Genomic DNA, 18,145 nt, shown 5'->3' on the forward strand with positions numbered 1-18,145 from the left:
CTAGGCGAGTAAAGCGAAGGGGCGGGATGAACCTACATAGTTCACCCCGCCCCTCTCGTGTATCTGCGCTTTTTCGTGTATTTGTGCAGGTCCGCTCCGGGTTGCTGTGCTACGTGCGCTATTTCAGTTCGTCCACGTGCCGTGCCCGCAAAGCACGAGCGGTCGCCGTCGCGTAATCAACCGCCTGCACCACCCACGGAATCAGCAGCCGCCAATACATGCGCTTGGGCAGGTTACGCGCCACCGCCGCCCTGCGCAACGCACCCCAACGGTCCATGAGCGCCGGAATCGACCGGATCATCAACGCAATCAGCAGACCCAGACGCTCGGGAGAAAGACCCACGAAACGCAGCGGCGAACACAGCCTCACAAAGCCGTCAATTAGAACCGGCAGGGGAGTGCTCACCAGCAGAGCGCGGGACGCATAAAAAGCCGTCAGCATAGTCGCGATAGCATCCGCGCCGGAGGCGTACTGACCCGTAAACACGTAATAGCCGACCATAATCAGTAGCAGCAGAGACAGCGTGCGAACCACCAGCCACAGCTGGGAGGCTGGCACACCAGCCCACAACGCGCACAGCGTGGAGGCAACCAAAGCCACCAGCGCCACCTGCCAGCCGGTCACTGTCAACAACAGGAACAGCCCAAAGAAGAGCGTGCCCTTGAACCATAGCGGCACCCGATGCACCGGCGTGTTCAACGGCTGGTAGAAACCCACCAGCAGAGTACCGGGGTTAAAATCTGAGTCCTGAGAAGCAGGGCGAGGATTCACGCGCGGATTCACCTGAGGAGTCACACGAGGATTCACGCGCGGCGTGTTAGCGCCCATGCGTGCCTCCTGCCGAATCCAGACTTTCGGTCGCGCCCTCGTTCGGGAACCCTTCGGCACACCACGTGCGGTACTGCTGCACCAGCTGCCCCGCATCCCCCTGCGCGAGTAAACGGCCGTCATGAATAATGACGGCTTCATCGCAGGACGCCGCCAAATCCAGGTCGTGCGTGCTGAGCACCAGCATCTGATCCAGCGACTCCAAATGCATAAGTAGCCGCGCGCGATTACGCAAATCCAGCAGGGTGGTCGGCTCATCGAGCAGAAGAATCTGAGGGCGCGCCGCCAGCACACTGGTGAGGGCGACCAGCTGCTTTTCGCCTCCTGAGAGGGTAAAAACACTCTGGTTTTCAAGGTGTTCGAGGCCGCGCTCGCGGAGCAGTTCACGAATCTGTTCGAGGCGCTGCTCACCGCTGAGGGCACTACCTTCAACGGCGGCTGCACGGCGCAGACTCAGATCAATATCTTCGGCAACGGTGGGCATAATCAGCTGCGCCTCCGGCTGGGCGAAGAGCATACCCACACCCTCAAAAGCACCCTGCGAATGACCGCGAGCACCCGTTGAGCCGCGGCTCGGTGCCTCCATGGTGTCGACACCGTTCACGCGCACAATACCTTCATCCGGGTGGGTGAGCCCATTGAAAAGCCCCAGTAGGGTGGACTTGCCGCTACCGTTCAGACCCAGCACCGCGGTGCACTTCGCCGTGAATCGCAGACTCACATCCTTGAGGATACGGCGATGCCCGCCTTCGGGCAGCTCGGTGAAAACACTCACCGATTCAAGCTCAAGGGCGGGCATACTGGTAGAGGCGCTTACCGCCTGCTCGCCTTGCACCTGCTGCGGCGCAGGCTGGCGCGTGGAGTGGCGAAAAAACATAGCTATCCTCTCGTGCGGCACATCGTGTGCCTTTAACGCTGGGCAGAAGCCAGGGACGGGAAGGCGCGGCGTACCGACAAACCAACCAGAACCGCGATCGTGGACTTCACCATATCCCAGGGAACGAACACCATTGCCGTGCTGAACGCGGCGTCAAAAGTCATGTGGGCGTTCACCATCATACCGGCGATACCGCAGGCGGTCAGAACCACAAAACCGCAGAAGTTCGCAACCAGAGCCATGAGGAAGGTTGCACCAATCGAACGGGTGTTGCGGGTGAACAGGTAGGCGAGGGTACCGGTAATAGCGGCGAAGGGCAGGAAGCCGAGCAGGTAGCCGGCACTCGGGGAGGCGAGCGTACCCAAACCGGCGCCGCCCTTAGCGAAGATGGGCAGGCCAGCGAAACCAACCAGCAGGTACAGCGCTACGGAGGCGGTGGCACGCTTGCCGCCGAGTACCTGAGCGGTGATGTAAATGCCGAGGGTCTGGAATGTGAAGGGAACCGCAACGCCGCCCAAGCTGACGGCGGGCATGATGGAGAGTGCGGCAATGAAGCCCGCGAACACTGCGATGAGGGAGAGGTCTGTGGCGAGGGCGGTCTTTGCCGCTACGTTACGGCGCGGTGCCTGGGGTGCCTGAGCTGATTCGTGCACGGAATTGGTCATTGGGGTGGTGCTCCTTTTTGGTACGTTATTGCTCTGCAGATCTTTCTACAGAGTTGAGGGTTGCGGTGGTTGACTGCTTGTCATGACCCAACATTTGAACAATGTTCTATAAAAGTGTTCGGTATGTATATTACACCTCACATGACAAAAACAAAAGGGACCCCACATGCGCACTCGGCACGCCTGCACTAAAATTGATGAGGTGCTCTGCGCGCTCGCCGCTTCTAACGCGGCAAATCCCGCCTACCGAGCACTATCAACCCACACACCAGACCGCCATCCGGAAAGGCACCCATGATTGCTGTACAGAACCTCGAATTGCGTGCAGGCGCGCGCCTGCTCATGGAAGAGGTTACCTTCCGCATCGATAAGGGCGACAAGATTGGTTTGGTGGGCCGCAACGGTGCCGGTAAGACCACTATGACTAAGGTGCTTGCCGGTCTGACCCTGCCCGCTGACGGTACGGTGACCCGCAGCGGCACTATCGGCTACCTTCCGCAGGACCCAAAGGTGGATGACATGAGCCAGCTGGCTCGTGACCGCATCCTCTCGGCGCGTGGCCTGGACGGTGTGGCGCGCAAGATGCGTCAGGCGCAGGACGATATGGCGAGTGAGGACCCGGCGGTGCGCGCTAAGGGTATGCGCCGCTACGACCGTCTTGAGGCTGAGTTCATTGCTGGCGGTGGCTACGCGGCTGAGTCGGAGGCGGCGGTCATCACTTCCAATCTGGACCTGCCGGAGCGTGTGCTCGCCCAGCCGCTGTCTACTCTTTCGGGTGGTCAGCGTCGCCGCGTGGAGCTGGCGCGTATTCTCTTCTCCAATGCGGACACCATGCTTCTGGACGAGCCGACCAACCACCTCGATGCCGATTCGATTCTGTGGTTGCGTGATTTCTTGAAGAACTTCTCGGGCGGCCTGATGGTCATTAGCCACGATGTTGAGCTGATGGAGCTGGTCGTCAACCGCGTCTTCTACCTGGACGCGAACCGCTGCGTGATTGATCAGTACAACATGGGTTGGAAGAACTACCTGACTCAGCGTGAGCAGGATGAGCACCGCCGCAAGCGTGAGCGTGCGAATGCGCAGAAGAAGGCGAATGCTCTGATGGAGCAGGCGAATAAGATGCGCGCGAAGGCGACGAAGGCTGTTGCTGCTCAGCAGATGATTAAGCGTGCTGAGAAGCTTCTGCGTGGCCTGGAGGATGAGCGTCAGATCGATAAGGTTGCGGCGATTCGCTTCCCGGATCCGGCGCCGTGCGGTAAGACTCCGCTGTCTGCGCAGGGCCTGTCGAAGTCCTATGGCTCTCTGGAGATTTTCACGGACGTTGATTTGGCGATTGACCGCGGTTCGCGCGTGGTGGTGCTGGGCCTAAACGGTGCCGGTAAGACCACACTGCTACGCATGCTGGCTGGTTCCACCGAGCCTGATACGGGTGAGGTCGTGTACGGTCACGGCGCGAAGCTGGGCTATTTTGCGCAGGAACATGAAATTCTTGATGGTGACCGTACTGTCTTTGAGAACATGAAGTCTGCTGCACCGGATCTGGATGACACCCGCGTGCGTACGATTCTGGGTTCGTTCCTGTTCTCCGGTGATGACGTGGATAAGCCTGCCGGTGTGCTTTCCGGTGGTGAGAAGACCCGTCTGTCCCTGGCGACCCTGGTGGCGTCGAGTGCGAATGTGCTGCTGCTCGATGAGCCGACCAACAACCTGGACCCCGCCTCGCGTGAGGAGATTCTGAACGCGTTGAAGGCGTATCAGGGCTCCATTGTGATGGTTTCTCACGATGAGGGTGCCGTGGAGGCGCTGGATCCTGAGCGTGTGCTACTTCTGCCGGATGCGGTGGAGGACCTATGGTCGAAGGATTACCAGGATCTGATTTCGCTGGCGTAAGCAATATTCGCTGAACATCAAAGCATGGGGGAGGCTTCGGTACCGTGTGGTGCCGGGGCCTCTTGTGTATTGCGCGTTGTTTTATTGTCCGGGGTGTATTGTCCAGGGCCTATTGTCCAGGGCGTATTTTTTGTGTTCTGAAAATGTGTTGCGGAGATATTGTCGGTATTTTTCTTGTGAATAGTGCGGAAAAATGTGACCTGACCCGTGGGGTTGTATTGTTTTCTGATCATATGTGGTGTAATTGCGTTCCCGTGCATGTGACTTGTGGGGTATAACATACGAAACTCGCGGCGTATTTGATGGGAAATAATGTTGCCTTGTGGGTTTTTCTGTGAGAAAGAAAAGCTCTCGGGCGATATTTCAGGGGGTCTTTGTGGGCTTTTTGAATTTTTTATGTGTCTCTACATACATTGTGGGAAAAATGGTAGAAACACAACATGTATGAGGCGTAGACTTGTAACTGTTCCCGCCACTGCGAGGACGCAAACGCGAAACATTAGGGCTCACTACCGATGGTGAGTTAGCGCGGGGGAGAAGAGATTCCCGCCCGCTCACGAAGGAGAACTGCCAATGCACAACACTGAGTTCGAGAAGTACCCCACCTCCGGTGAAGAGAACGTTGAGGTTGACGTCTTCTGGCCCATCCAGGACGCTTAATCTCTCACCCCGATAGGTCGGGATAAGGATTAGAAAAGCACCCCGTTGCTTCCGTAGGGAAGTGACGGGGTGCTTTGCTGTCCTGAGTGAGAATTTAGTTATGCAGCGTTAATACCCAGTCCGAACATTTGCAGAGGGTATTCGGTAAAGCTCATCATGGCTGCCGCGTACCAGGCGACGTACCCGGTCAGTACTAGAACGAGTGCCTTCTCGCGTACGCTGCCAGCATCACCCAGAATAGGCAGTGCCATGTAGCCGCTCTTTTTCCATAAGGAGGAAGCCACTAGGGGTTTGATAACAATGGGGTAGAGGGGCAGTAGTCCGCGGGTTGTCAGCAGGTCGCCAATCAGGTGAATGGTGGCGCCGACCGAAATAGCCCAGGGGAGCAGTGACAGCGAATCAGTCGTGTAGGCGGCATATCCGAGGGCGACGGCACCGATCCATCCACCCGGTGCGCCGAGCACGCGCAAGGCTAGACCGCCCGAGAAAGCGGCAAGAAGTAGTGAAGCCCAGGGGATTCCGTTGTAGCTCAGGTTGGCGCTGAAATAGGCAACCGCCCAGAAGACTACCAGACCCAAAATGGAGTGCGTTCCCTTGCGGTGTCCGCCGCTGACTGCCCCGATAATGCGTGCTACCCAGCGTGAAATGGGCGGGATGGAGTTGGCGATACTGCCGTTGTGGTGGTCAATATCCGGTAGCATGCCCGCACCGGCGCACGCCAGGGTGGTCACGATGAGGGTGGGGGTATTGGGAACCTGCACCACTCCCGTCTCGACGAGCACTAGCCAGCCAGCTGCGGCGCTGACAGTATGCGAATAGCCCATCATGGGGAGGTGCCTCCTTGAATGTAATTGCCCTGCGAGTGTGGTTGCCCTGTGAATGTGGTTGTCTGGGTGCCGGGATGTTCACTCGAACTAATTAGAACAAATATAGCATATATCGAAATTACTTTCGATAAGCGGGGTTATTCCTTAAGTGGAGCCACCTCAAGCGGCACTACCTCTCGATGGCACTACCCCTCAAACGGAAGAGTCTGCTTCCAGAACTCACGCTCGCGCAGGTAATTCTCCAGCCAACCCACGTGGTCGGAGCACGCCAACCAGATCTTGCGGCGCTCGGGGGTGTGCACCTTCGGGTTGTTCCAGAGCAGCTGAAATTCTGCCGCCTGCTGGCAGCCCTTACGGGAGCACTTGGCGTACTCGGGCTGTGCATCCTGGGAAAGTGAACCGAGCAGATCCATATCTTCTTATCCTTACTATTGCGCCTCGACGTGCGGTGTTATTCCGTGCCCGCGCGATCGGGCAGAAAAGGGGTGCGGGCTGTTCCGCTTTAGCTAGTGTACGCGCCCGATGAGGCATGTAAAAGAAGGGGAGCCGGTGTTCAGTGTTCAAGAGTGGAGTGTAGCCTGCGGCACCTTTGCGCTAAAACGCGGTAAAATAAGGCTTGTCTGTCCATTCGTCCACACCCCAACCGTGTAGCCGCTGCATCGGCGCTGATCGCGAGGGGTCGACTCATCAAGGAAGCTCATGAGCGAGAACACTCCCAAGACTGTGCTGGTCACCGGCGGCAACCGAGGCATCGGCTACGAAATTGCCAAGGAATTCCAGGCAGCAGGACACAATGTCTGCATCACCTACCGTAGCGGTGAAGCCCCCGAAGAATTTTTCGCCGTCAAGGCAGATGTACGCGATGCCGACAGTATTAACGAAGCATTCAAGGAAATTGAAGCAGAATTCGGTCCCGTGGAGGTGCTGGTCGCCAACGCAGGTATCACCCGCGACATGCTGCTGATGCGCATGAAGGAATCCGACTTCACCGACGTGGTCGACACCAACCTCACCGGTTCTTTCCGCGTGGTTCAGCGCGCCATCAAGGGCATGCTGAAGCTCAAGCGCGGCCGCATTATCCTGGTTTCCTCCGTGGTGGGTCTGTACGGTTCCCCCGGCCAGGTCAACTACTCCGCGTCCAAGGCTGCACTGGTCGGTATGGCACGCTCCATCACCCGGGAGCTGGGCGGTCGTAACATCACCGCTAATGTGGTGGCACCGGGCTTCATTAACACCGCAATGACCGAGGTTCTGCCCGAAGAGACCAAGAAGAACTACCTCGCATCTATCCCGGCTGGTCGTTTCGCGGAGGCGGAAGAGGTTGCTCGCGTGATTCGTTGGCTCGCATCCGATGAGGCTAGCTATATTTCTGGCGCTGTCATCCCCGTTGATGGCGGCCTGGGCATGGGTCACTAACCCCACCCCGTACGGACTGCACGAAGTGCCCGAATGTGGGCGCACCCTTTCTAAACTTTAAGGACATAAAACTATGGCACAGCTGACCGGCAAGACCATCATCATTACCGGCTCCTCCCGCGGCGTTGGCGCAGACACCGCACAGATTCTCGCCGCTGAGGGCGCGAACATTGTGGTGAACTACCGCTCCAAGGCACCCCGCGCGAACAAGATCGTCAAGGCTATTGAAGAGGCTGGCGGCAAGGCAATCGCAGTGCAGGCTGACGTGACCAACAATGAGGACCTACAGAACCTCGTTAACACCGCCGTGGAGACCTTCGGCTCCCTGGACTACCTAATCCTGAACGCTTCGGGCGGTATGGAAACCGGCATGGGCGAAGACTACGCAATGCGCCTGAACCGTGACGCACAGCTGAACCTGGCACGCCTGGCTGCAGAGAAGATGCCCGAAGGCGCACGCATCGTGTTCGTGACCAGCCACCAGGCGCACTTCATCCGCGAGGTTGAGACCATGGACGAGTACAAGCCCGTCGCAGAGTCCAAGCGCGCAGGCGAAGACGCACTGATCGCCGAGATTCCCGCACTTTCCGAGAAGGGTATCTCCCTGGTCGTCGTGTCCGCTGACATGATTGAAGGCACCGTCACCGCAACCCTGCTGAACCGCCTGCACCCCGGCGCTATTGAGCAGCGCCGCGAGACCGCCGGAAAGCTCTACACCGTCAACGAGTTCGCACAGGAAATCGCGAAGATGGTCACCGCAGACGTTGAGACCGGCCACGTTGAGCTGGTTGGCGGCGCACGCGGCTTCATCGACTAATAACTTCAGTTGCTATAGGTGCCGTTGCGGATGCGCCCGCCCCTCTGACAAGGTACATTTGATGAGGCGCGCCGCTCCTTACCGCGGCGGCACCTATAGCTCCTAAGACCCCTATAGCTCCTAAGATTTTGCGCGAGGTACCCAATGTGGGGTGCCCGCGCACTATGCGCCAACCGCTCCGATAACCCGGCACGGGTTCCGGGGTGGGGGCGCATCCCATCCATCTAACTCACTGGAAGAAGAACCATGAGCACCGTACTCAACCTTCAGAATGTCTCCGTGATTCGCGGCGGCCGCCCCATCCTTAACAACGTTTCGTGGACTGTGAACGAAGGTGAACGCTGGGTCGTTCTGGGCCCCAACGGCGCCGGTAAGTCCACTCTGCTTTCGATTGCGGCAGCCCGCCTGCACCCGACCAGCGGCGAGGTTGAAATCCTTGACGAGACCCTCGGCGCTGTTGACGTATTCGACCTCCGCCCGCGCATTGGTCTATCCTCCGGTGCTTCGGCTACCCAGATTCCCGCCAACGAGAAGGTTTCCGACGTTGTCGTGACCGCAGCGTACGCTGTGTCCGGCCGCTGGAAGGAAGAATACGACGTCATGGACGACGAGCGTGCCACCGAGCTGCTGGCTGAGTGGGGTGTCGACACCCTCGCTGACCGCACCTTCGGCTCCCTCTCCGACGGCGAGCGCAAGCGTGCGCTGATTGCCCGCGCCCTCATGACGGACCCCGAAATGCTACTGCTGGACGAGCCCGGCGCAGGCATGGACATCTCGGGCCGAGAGGACCTGGTTGAGCGTCTGACCGCACTTGCCGCTGACCCCTACGCACCGGCTACCGTGCTCATCACCCACCACCTCGAGGAAATCCCGGCGGGCTTCACCCACGCCCTGCTGGTCCGTGACGGTGGCGTGGTCGCCGCCGGCCCGATCCTGTCCACCATTACCGAGGCAAACCTCGCCGCAACCTACGACATGGACCTGGCTCTGACCGTCACCTCCGCGGGTCGTTACTCCGCGTTTAAGCGCGCATGAGCCGTGCCCTGAAGCAGCTGAGCGCCGAACAGATCGCTGAGCGTGCCGAGCGTGTCTACGCCATCGAATCGGTCACGGCTCTGGCGCAGGCACCCGAGCAGGCTTTACGCTACTACACGCAGCTGACCGATGTGAAGCTCCGTAGCGCCATGGAGCCGCAGTGGGGTATTTACATTGCGGAGTCTTCGAAGGTGATTCGTCGTGCGCTCGCTGCCGGTCATCAGCCCGTTTCTTTCCTGATGAGTGAGAAATGGGCTGATGATTTGGCGGATGTTTTGCGCGCCCATTCTGACACTCCCGCGTATGTGGGTAGTGAGGAGCAGCTGGAGCAGGTGACCGGTTTTCATCTGCATCGTGGCGCGTTGGCTGCGATGGCTCGTCCGGCGCCGCAGCCTCTGGAACGGTTGCTGCAGGGTGCCTCTCGCGTGGCGATTTTGGAAGATATTGTGGACCACACGAATGTGGGAGCTATTTTCCGTTCGGCTGCCGCGCTGAACGTGGATGCCGTGCTGGTGACTCCGCGGTGCGCTGATCCGCTGTACCGCCGCTCGATTCGCGTGTCGATGGGTACTGTTTTTCAGGTGCCGTGGGCTCGCCTGGAGTCGTGGCCTGCTAATCTGCAGACCCTGCACGAGCTGGGCTTTAAGAGCGCGGCGTTGGCTTTGGAGGAGGACTCGCTGACCCTGGAGGAGCTGTCTGCCCGCCGGGATGAGAAGCTTGCGCTGATTCTGGGCACGGAGGGGCACGGCCTGTCGCCCCGCACCTTGGCGGCGTGTGACGATACGGTGATGATTCCGATGTCGCACGGTGTGGATTCTTTGAATGTTGCGGCGGCGAGTGCCGTGGCTTTCTGGGAGACCCGCCCGCGTTCATAACATGAGTTCTCACCTGATTCTTAACCCGCGTGAGTACCTTCTTCGGGTTCCCTTGCGGTGTGTAGGTTGGTGTCTGTGAGGGAACGTACTGGGATTTAATCCGTGAAGGTGATACCCTTAATGGGTTGTGCACGCCCTATGCGGGCACAATGGTGATGCGCTCTGAGATTTTTCTCGATAGCTGCACATCGAAAAACCTACTCCATCTATATAAGGGCTACTGGCAAAATCCAGTAGCAGAAGAAGGTAATCAATGAAGGCAGAAATCCACCCGGACTACAACCTGGTTCTGTTCCGCGACCTCGCATCCGGCAAGGTCTTCCTGACCCGTTCCACCATGACCTCGGACAAGACCGAGAAGTGGGAAGACGGTAACGAGTACCCGATTGTCGAGGTTGAAATCTCGTCTGAGTCGCACCCGTTCTACACCGGTAAGCAGCGCATCATGGACTCCGCAGGTCGCGTCGAGCGCTTCAACGCACGCTTCGGCAACTTCGGCAAGAAGTAAATCTTCTTTCCCGGTTTTGCTCTATAGCGAAATCAATGCCCCGTTCTCCTTGGTTTTCAGGGAGGCGGGGCATTGCGCGTTCTATGCGGGTAGCAGAATGGGTCGCGTGAACGTGAGGAAAGTTGTAACGGGAGAAAAGTTGTAATGTAAAACCTTTCGTTCACCGGTGCGTAGACCCGCTGACGGCGTTACAATGGGAAAGTATTTTTGCGAGCTGTGCATTTTCTGTGCTCTCCAGCACCGCCCTATATCGGCGGGTTATTTTCCGGCTCTCGTATTCTAGAGACTTCGCTGGATTGCGCTACGCGCCTCGCGTATCACCACCTCAAACAAAGGACAACTTAATGAGCGATGCTCACTCTGAACCGTCGCAGAAGAAGAAATGGGGCAAGCGTGCCTTGCTGATCCTGCTGATTCTTCTGCTGGTTATTACCCTCGGTATTGGTTTCTTTATTTGGCGTGCTGGTCACACCTGGGATAGCAAGACCGGGAAGTTTGACTCAATCACTAATGTGGACGATGACCTTAGCAAAATTAAGGAGCGGCTTGGCGCGGCTAAGACGCTCAACATGATGGAGCTGAAGGGTCCGACTGCCATCAACGCTAACGCCAGTGAACACGATGCAGATGGCGACGGTATCTTGGACAACGGATACAATTACGGCGTTATTAAGGGACCCGGCAAGAACATTCTGTTGCTCGGTAGCGATACCCGTACTGGTGCTGATGCAGCTCTGGTGAGCGGTTCCCGTGCGGACACCATCATGCTGATGCATATCCCGGCTGACGGCAAGGGTGTGTACATCATCTCGATTATGCGTGACACCTGGGTTAATATTCCCGGTTACGGTACGGCTAAGGTGAACGCGGCGCTAAACTACGGCGGTATTTCCCTGCAGGTTGCTACCATCGAAAACCTGGTTGGCGTCAAGATTGACCATGTGGCTGAAATTGAGTTTGAAGGATTCAAGTCTCTCGTGAATGCCATTGGTGGCGTGGACGTCCAGGTTCCCTTCGCATTCACCAGTAATGTCTGGACCTTTACCCCGGGTTTGATGCACCTCAACGGCAGTGGCGCTCTGAGCTTTGTTCGTGAACGTTACTCTTTCGCTGATGGTGACTACCAGCGTGTTCGTAACCAGCGTGCGTTCCTGCGCGGTCTGTACAACACGATGAAGGCTAAGGGGGCGCTGAGCAATATTGCTTCTTTCCAGTCTTCTATCGAGTCTCTGACTGATTACATGCGTGTGGACTCCGGTCTGAATGCGGCGCAGATTGCTCAGATTGCGGCTCCGGTGTTGACCAGTGGTGACACCACGATGCGCATGACCACTCTGCCGAACGCTGGCCCGGGTTGGTCCTATGACGGTCAGTCAATCATTCTGGTGAACCAGGAGGCAAATGCCCGGTTGGCAAGGGCTCTGCAGACTGACACGATGGATCAGTTCATGGCGACTTACGGTCAGGACTAAGGCCTAACTCCTTGCGGGGGTGAAAGCTTGTATGGGCTTTCACCCCCGCAAGTTTTTAACTGCTTCCGGGAAGCGCTACTGGGATGCAGACACTTGAAAGTGCCTCGTTAGCGTTTAGAGAGCTGTTGGGGCACATAAAAGGGGCGGCTACCTCCACCGTGGTGGTAGGGTAGCCGCCCCTTTTGTATCGTTGCGTTGTATCTTTACGCCTTGTAGTAGAGGAGTCTATGCCTTCGAGTCTTCTTCAGCCTCGTCGGTTTCTTCATATTCTTCCTCGTACTCGTTGTAGTCCCCGTAGCCTTCGTAGTGGGGCTGACGGCCAAAGTAGAAAGCGACTGCTGCGACAGCGCCACCTAGGATAGCAATGAGGATGCCGAGTATCGGGGTCCACAGCATCGAAATCAGGCCGGCGACCAGAACGGCGAGGCCTGCACCCTTGATCAGGTTCAGCAGACGGTCACGCTCGTTCGGTTCGTAGTATTCCTCTTCTTCCAGGCTGTACTCGATGATTGGCTTCTCGGCGGCGGGCTCATGATGGGTCAGTTCAGAGGCAACGGAACCGCCGGTCAGGGAGGTCATAAAACCGCGACGCTTCTTCGGTGCCTGCTGTGCGGAGGACTCCAGGTAGTGGCGTTCACCTTCGGTGGGCACGAATGCGGCGGGCACATCGTATTCTTCGCCAGCGGGTAGCAGTACCGGAACGTTATTGGGCAGAGTCTCGTACCATTCCTGCGGAATATCGGCGGGGCGTGCAGCCTGAACGGTCAGGGACAGTTCCAGGGTGTTACCGCGAATAGTACCCCAGGCGCTGGTGAGGCGGTCGTTCTCAAAAGCGTAACGGATCACGGGTGCAAGCTGCTCAGACATCTGGGTGCTCAAACGGCCCACAAGTTTGCGGTCGTGGCGCACCTCAACACTGTCAACGAAACGGCCGTCGGAGGTCTTGAGCTGGTTCGCCTCCAGGGTCAGTATCACGCGACCTTCACCGCTGGGCGGCAGGATGCTATGCAGGTATTCGGAGTGTTCCTTCTCGTCGAGCACCTTCATGGACGGGCCCTGGGGCAGCAGGGTCGCGCGGGTTGGCGCGTCGTTGAGGGGGAAAAGCGAGCTAGGTGCAGACAGTGAGAGCACACCGGTGCTCTTCACGCGCATGCCGCCGCCTTCAGCACGTACGGCAACAGCGGAAAGTTGCAGGTGCGCGATGGGCTCGTAACCGGAGGCGACCACGCGGGTAATGGAATCCCAGTACGCGGCGGAGTCCTCCACGCTCATGCGGCCTACCTTGAACTCGTCAATGTAGACGGTGATGCTATTGGGCGCGTAGGGGTTATCCGGTTCGGGAACGAGGCGCGCTTCACCGTACCAGATGCGTTCACGGTCGATGTGCAGTTCCTCAAAGATCTGGAGCGTTTCTGCTTCGTAGTAATCATCGGTGACAATGTCAACGCTACCGCGGTCACCGAGTGCGTAATCGACCACTGAAAACTCCTTCTGATGTGTCTAAGCGAGCGGATACCTAGTCTATTCTCTCATGCTTTCAGGGTGGATAGCTCACAAAAACGGGTGACATTTATCTGTCGTTTAGCATCGGGTGCATATAGTTTTTTGCCCTGGCGAAACTGCCCCGATAATAACTGCCCTTGTCAGTATGTGAACCATTGTATGAGGGAAATATTTAGACGGCGTACCGCCGCTATGAATTCTATAGATGAGCCAGAAAAAGATCACCGCCCGGCGCGTCCCGGTACGTTACCGGGAGCGTGCCGAACGGCAGTCTCTCAAAGAGGCTAGAGACCCTAGCGGGGGAGAGTGTAACCTAGCCTAGATACCGGCTCACACCCCGCCACAAGCCCTCAAATCACGCAGCTTAGTCCTGCAGGGAGGCGTTGAACTTCTGAGCCACAATCGAACGGTGGCCGTGATCCTGAGCCTCCAGAATCAGACGACGCAGAGCCGAAGGAGCTTCGGAGTTTGCCTCTAGCCAACGCTGAGCCAAAGCAACTGAGGGGTTACCCTCAACGCCCAGACCCTCGGTGGAGCCGGTGTTGTACGGAGCCTTCGGGTACAGGCCACGCACAATGCGGGTCGCCATACCAATCGAACGGGACGCCCAAACGGGCAGCAGAGCCTCAAAGTAGGAGTCGTAGTAGGACTCACGCAGCTCAACCGGACCGCGAGCAAAACCGTTAATGGTCGACGCCAGGGCGTCGTTCGACAGAGACTCGTCTTCCATGATGGTCTTGTACGCGGCAGCCTTACGCTCAGCAGAGGGAAGGGCAGCAACCGCGTACGCGTAACCATTCGAAGAAATCGAGGAGGGGCTGTACTCAGCCGCACGGTCCAGATCCTCAACGGTCACCAGATCGCGGCTTGCGAGCGCACCCAGCGCACTCCAACCCAGGTTTTGGTCGTAAGGAATGCCGGTTGCGTCAGCAATATCGCCGGTGGTGTCTTCGAAAGCACCGCGGGCAATATCACGGCAGAGCTCTTCACCCTTGGTCGCGTTGGTGGAAACCGAAATCAGGGCGCGCAGCAGAATCAGTTGCTCGTCGGAGCCGGGCTTAGCCTGCGCCAGTGCGGCTGCGAATGCGTCGTAGAGAGCGTCGTAGAGGCGCTCGCGGCCGGTGGGTGCGGAGAAGGTTGCGATAGCGACCTGTGCGTTGTTGACCATGGTGCCCAGCAGGGATGCGCTCGGTTCCTTGGAGACGTTGCGTACGACTGCGTCGACGTAGGTGGTGACGGGCAGGCGTGCATCGCGCACGTTCTCCCAGAGGGAGCCCCAGATGAGGCCGCGGGAGAGCGCGGATTCGAGGGTGGAGACACCTTCGATAGCTGCCTGCAGGCCGTCTTCGTCGGTCAGGGCGACCTTGGCGTAGGTGTGGTCTTCTGCGTTGAGCATGAGCAGGTCAGCGTCGCCAACGAGTTTCTTCTGCTCCTCGGTGAGCTCCACGCGATGCTCGGAGACAGGCTCTGCCGGGTACTCGAGGGAGAGCAGGCCGGTGGAGGTGAGCTTGCCGTCGGTCAGCGCGAAGGTTTCCAGCTTTGCCACGTGGGGGCGGCCCAGACCTGCGGGCTGCTGTGCGGGCAGTTCCTGGGTGAGGATCAGGTCGGTGAGCTGGCCGTCTTCGCCGTAGACGCGCTTGGTGCCCAGTGCGGACACGCCGGAGGTCTGCAGCCATGCGTTAGCCCATGCCTGCATGTCGCGGCCGGACACCTCGTTGAGTACCTGCAGGAAGTCGTTCAGGGAGGTGTTGCCCCACTCGAAGCGCTTGAAGTACACGCGTGCTGCCTCGATGAAGGTGTCGAAGCCGACGTAGGCGACCAGCTGCTTGAGCACGGATGCGCCCTTTGCGTAGGTGATGCCGTCGAAGTTCTGCGATGCTGCTTCCAGGTGGGGGATGTCAGCGACGATGGGGTGGGTAGTGGGCAGCTGGTCCTGCATGTATGCCCATGCTTTGCGGTTGTTCGCGAAGGTGACCCATGCGTCGTTGAAGTTGTTGGCTTCCTTAGCGCCGAGGGTGCCCATGAAGTCTGCGAAGGATTCCTTGAGCCACAGGTCGTCCCACCACTTCATGGTGACGAGGTCGCCGAACCACATGTGTGCCATTTCGTGGCAGATGGTGTTGGTGCGGCCTTCGAGGTCGTCCTCGGTTGCGCCGGAGACGAAGATGTAGTCTTCGGTGAAGGTGACCAGACCGGGGTTTTCCATTGCGCCGATGTTGTATTCGGGCACGAATGCCTGCTCGTACTTGGGGTACGGGTAGGGGTAGTCGAAGAGGTCCTGGAAGAAGTCCAGGCCGTTTTCGGTGACCTTGAAGATGTGGTCGTAGTCGAAGTGCGGCTTGAGGGACTGGCGGCAGTATGCGACCAGGGGGATGTCGCCGCTGTTGACCTTGCTCTTGGGCTTGTAGGTGTTGGTTGCGGTGAAGTATTCGCCGGCAACGATTGCGGTGATGTAGGTGGAGATCTTTGCGGTGGGGGAGAAGACTCGCTTGGTGATGGAGTCGTCGGTGGGGTCTACGACCTGGCTTTCGAGTACGCCGTTGGAGCTGACGACCCAGTCCTTGGGCGCGGTGATCCGGAAGTTGAAGACTGCCTTCAGGTCGGGTTGCTCGAAGTTCGGGAAGACTCGGCGGCAGTCGGAGGGCTCGTACTGGGTGTACAGGTAGACACGACCGTCGGAGGGGTCGAAGTAGCGGTGCATACCTTCGCCGGAGCGGGAGTAGTAGGAGCGACCGTGGATGGTGAGCACGTTTTCTGCCTGCAGGTTGGGCAGGGTGATGCGTGCGCCGTTGACGACATCAGCCAGGGGCAGTTCGGTGCCGTTGAGCTTAACGGAGTCGACGCTGTGGTGGATGTAGTCGATGAAGGTTTCTGCACCGGGGGTGTTGCAGGAGAATCGGACGGTGGTGACGGTGGGGTAGGACTCGAATTCGGGGTCCTTGGCGTTAGTCAGGTCGACATGCACGTCGTAGGTGTCGACACTGATGAGAGCCGAACGTTCTGCGGCTTCTTCGCGGGAGAGGTTCTCATTATTCATGCTCTTTATTCTAGTCGTTATGACCGAAAATATGGCAGTCGAGTGGGCGTGCCGGTCATATTACTCAAGGTGCGAGAAGATCACCCGGTGTGTGGGGAACCAACCAACCTCTAGTATGTGATGCAGAACATACTTTTTCGATTTGCGGAGTGTTCAGAAAGCCCGTATAGTATTACGTGTTGCTTCGAGCGGTACCGAAAGTAAAACGTTCGAAAGTCACCTGCGCGGGTGGCGGAATAGGCAGACGCGCTAGCTTGAGGTGCTAGTCCTCGTATTAGAGGGTGGGGGTTCAAGTCCCCCCTCGCGCACAGATAATCCCCGGTTCTTCGGAACCGGGGATTTTTGTATGCCCGGTAAAGAGTACACAAAAAAGTAGTGGGGTGAGGCTCCTTGAAGGGAACCTCACCCCACACTAGCTACGCTAAGGAAGCTAGAAGAACAGCCGCATCAGCTGAAACTGAACGAATCAGTATCATTCAGAGAGATTACTCAGCCAGACGCTCCGGGTCGGTGGTGACCAGAATCTTCACAGCGGTCTCATTGTGGTTGATCAGGGTGTCAAAGCCCTTGTCAATCAGGTCTTCCACAGCGATCTTGCCGGTGATGAAGGGCTTGAGGTCAATCTTGCCGGACTCAACGAGCTTGATGGTCTCCGGGTGGGAGTTCACGTATGCGATGGTGCCGCGGATATCGAGCTCCTTGAGCACAACCTTCTGAACATCCAGGGAAGCGGGCTTACCCCAAATGGAAACGATGACGAGCTTGCCGGTGGGCTTGAGAGCACCCAGAATCAGGTCCAGTGCGGGCTGAACGGAGGTACACTCGAACGCGATGTCAGCGCCACGGCCGTCGGTCAGCTTGTGAATCTCAGCCAGGACGTCAACCTCAGCGGGGGAGAAAGCGTAGTCAGCAACGCCGGAGTCCAGAGCCTTCTGGCGACGCAGCGGGGACAGCTCAGAGATGATGACCTTAGCGCCCTTAGCCTTCAGAACTGCGGAGGTCAGCAGACCGATGGGGCCAGCACCGGTCACCAGTGCGAATGCGCCCTCTTCGAACTCGCCTGCACGCTCAACAGCGTGGTAGCCAACGCTCAGGGGCTCAATCAGTGCTGCCTCGTCCAGGGGGATGGTGTTGGGGATCTTGTGAACCCAGCGGCGCTTGACAGCAACCTTCTCGGACAGACCGCCACCGCGACCTGCAAGGCCGATGAAGTTCATGTCCTGGGACAGGTGGTAGTCCTTGGAGTCGGGGCCGGTGTAGACGTCATCACGAATGATGTAGGGCTCGACAACAACGTGGTCGCCAACCTCAAGGTCGTCTACGCCTTCGCCCAGTGCCTCAACAACACCGGAGAATTCGTGACCGAGGGTGACGGGAGAGTCCTCACCAGAAATGGGGTGGGGATGACCGTGCTGGGGGCAGAAGATGGGGCCGTCAAGGTATTCGTGCAGGTCGGTACCGCAAATACCGCACCATGCGACCTTGACCAGAACCTCGCCCGCAGCGGCTTCGGGTGCGGGGATGTCTTCAATGCGGATATCGTTACGGTCGTAGAAGCGTGCTGCCTTCATGGGATGGAGCTCCTTAGCGTGGTCGTGGCGCTCGCAGCGGTGTGTGCTTGCCGGTACGGTTCACATTCATGGGTCTGTCACAGCGTTGACAGAGGCCCAAACGACATGGTTTGGACCGGTTGTGAACTGTCCTGCCGGCATTTGCATCGCTAGCGCCGGA

At 58.2% G+C, this 18,145-nt stretch carries 15 protein-coding genes and 1 tRNA gene; 8 read left to right on the forward strand and 8 right to left on the reverse strand.

Annotated features, from left to right (window positions below; translation table 11 throughout):
* Positions 1–118: 118 nt before the first annotated feature.
* The 3 genes from NML54_RS03775 to NML54_RS03785 are packed head-to-tail and all read right to left on the reverse strand — an operon-like array spanning position 119 to position 2,371.
* Entirely contained in the window at positions 119–829 is a 711-nt protein-coding gene (locus tag NML54_RS03775; protein WP_254755979.1) for an energy-coupling factor transporter transmembrane component T family protein, read from the reverse strand.
* On the reverse strand, positions 819–1,706 hold the full coding sequence (locus NML54_RS03780) for an energy-coupling factor ABC transporter ATP-binding protein (RefSeq protein ID WP_254755980.1): 888 nt from the start codon (positions 1,704–1,706) through the stop codon (positions 819–821). Before NML54_RS03780 ends, NML54_RS03775 begins: the two co-directional genes overlap by 11 nt.
* Before the next feature lie 32 nt (positions 1,707–1,738).
* The gene (locus tag NML54_RS03785) at positions 1,739–2,371 is read right to left on the reverse strand and encodes a biotin transporter BioY (RefSeq protein WP_254755981.1); all 633 of its coding nucleotides are present in this window, start codon (positions 2,369–2,371) and stop codon (positions 1,739–1,741) included.
* Between the two features lie 294 nt (positions 2,372–2,665).
* Here NML54_RS03785 and NML54_RS03790 point away from each other — a divergent pair, with 294 nt between their 5' ends.
* Entirely contained in the window at positions 2,666–4,264 is a 1,599-nt protein-coding gene (locus NML54_RS03790; protein ID WP_254755982.1) for an ABC-F family ATP-binding cassette domain-containing protein, read from the forward strand.
* A 758-nt stretch (positions 4,265–5,022) separates the two neighbouring features.
* Here NML54_RS03790 and NML54_RS03795 read toward each other — a convergent pair.
* Positions 5,023–5,751 (reverse strand): metal-dependent hydrolase, encoded by a 729-nt coding sequence (locus tag NML54_RS03795; protein WP_254755983.1) that lies wholly within the window; start codon positions 5,749–5,751, stop codon positions 5,023–5,025.
* A 185-nt stretch (positions 5,752–5,936) separates the two neighbouring features.
* Entirely contained in the window at positions 5,937–6,164 is a 228-nt protein-coding gene (locus NML54_RS03800) for an acetone carboxylase (RefSeq protein ID WP_254755984.1), read from the reverse strand.
* Positions 6,165–6,450: 286 nt separating this feature from the next.
* On the opposite strand from NML54_RS03800, the gene NML54_RS03805 reads away from it, so the two are divergent.
* From NML54_RS03805 to NML54_RS03830, 6 genes are all read left to right on the forward strand, one after another.
* Positions 6,451–7,167 carry a beta-ketoacyl-ACP reductase gene (locus tag NML54_RS03805; RefSeq protein ID WP_005509097.1) on the forward strand — a complete coding sequence of 239 codons (717 nt, stop codon included), beginning with the start codon at positions 6,451–6,453 and terminating at the stop codon, positions 7,165–7,167.
* 73 nt (positions 7,168–7,240) lie between these two features.
* On the forward strand, positions 7,241–7,984 hold the full coding sequence (locus NML54_RS03810) for an SDR family oxidoreductase (RefSeq protein ID WP_005506073.1): 744 nt from the start codon (positions 7,241–7,243) through the stop codon (positions 7,982–7,984).
* Positions 7,985–8,230: 246 nt separating this feature from the next.
* Positions 8,231–9,019, forward strand: a complete 789-nt coding sequence (locus tag NML54_RS03815; protein ID WP_005506071.1) for an ABC transporter ATP-binding protein — start codon at positions 8,231–8,233, stop codon at positions 9,017–9,019.
* Positions 9,016–9,894, forward strand: a complete 879-nt coding sequence (locus tag NML54_RS03820; protein ID WP_254755985.1) for a TrmH family RNA methyltransferase — start codon at positions 9,016–9,018, stop codon at positions 9,892–9,894. The genes NML54_RS03815 and NML54_RS03820 overlap by 4 nt, the downstream gene beginning before the upstream one ends.
* Before the next feature lie 253 nt (positions 9,895–10,147).
* Positions 10,148–10,402, forward strand: a complete 255-nt coding sequence (locus tag NML54_RS03825; RefSeq protein ID WP_005506069.1) for a type B 50S ribosomal protein L31 — start codon at positions 10,148–10,150, stop codon at positions 10,400–10,402.
* A gap of 344 nt (positions 10,403–10,746) precedes the next feature.
* Complete coding sequence (locus NML54_RS03830; RefSeq protein ID WP_254755986.1) at positions 10,747–11,874, forward strand: LCP family protein; 1,128 nt, start codon at positions 10,747–10,749, stop codon at positions 11,872–11,874.
* 225 nt (positions 11,875–12,099) lie between these two features.
* On the opposite strand, the gene NML54_RS03835 is transcribed toward NML54_RS03830, so the two are convergent.
* Both NML54_RS03835 and pepN read right to left on the reverse strand, forming a co-directional pair.
* On the reverse strand, positions 12,100–13,353 hold the full coding sequence (locus tag NML54_RS03835) for a hypothetical protein (RefSeq protein ID WP_254755987.1): 1,254 nt from the start codon (positions 13,351–13,353) through the stop codon (positions 12,100–12,102).
* A 388-nt stretch (positions 13,354–13,741) separates the two neighbouring features.
* A complete protein-coding gene (gene pepN, locus NML54_RS03840; RefSeq protein ID WP_254755988.1) occupies positions 13,742–16,414 on the reverse strand; it encodes an aminopeptidase N in 2,673 nt (890 codons plus the stop codon).
* 222 nt (positions 16,415–16,636) lie between these two features.
* On the opposite strand from pepN, the gene NML54_RS03845 reads away from it, so the two are divergent.
* Positions 16,637–16,722: transfer RNA gene (locus NML54_RS03845), tRNA-Leu, on the forward strand.
* Between the two features lie 177 nt (positions 16,723–16,899).
* On the opposite strand, the gene NML54_RS03850 is transcribed toward NML54_RS03845, so the two are convergent.
* On the reverse strand, positions 16,900–17,985 hold the full coding sequence (locus NML54_RS03850; RefSeq protein WP_254755989.1) for a 2,3-butanediol dehydrogenase: 1,086 nt from the start codon (positions 17,983–17,985) through the stop codon (positions 16,900–16,902).
* Positions 17,986–18,145: the final 160 nt, after the last annotated feature.

This window comes from Rothia gullae, from assembly GCF_024294905.1.
In the GTDB taxonomy this organism is placed as follows: domain Bacteria; phylum Actinomycetota; class Actinomycetes; order Actinomycetales; family Micrococcaceae; genus Rothia.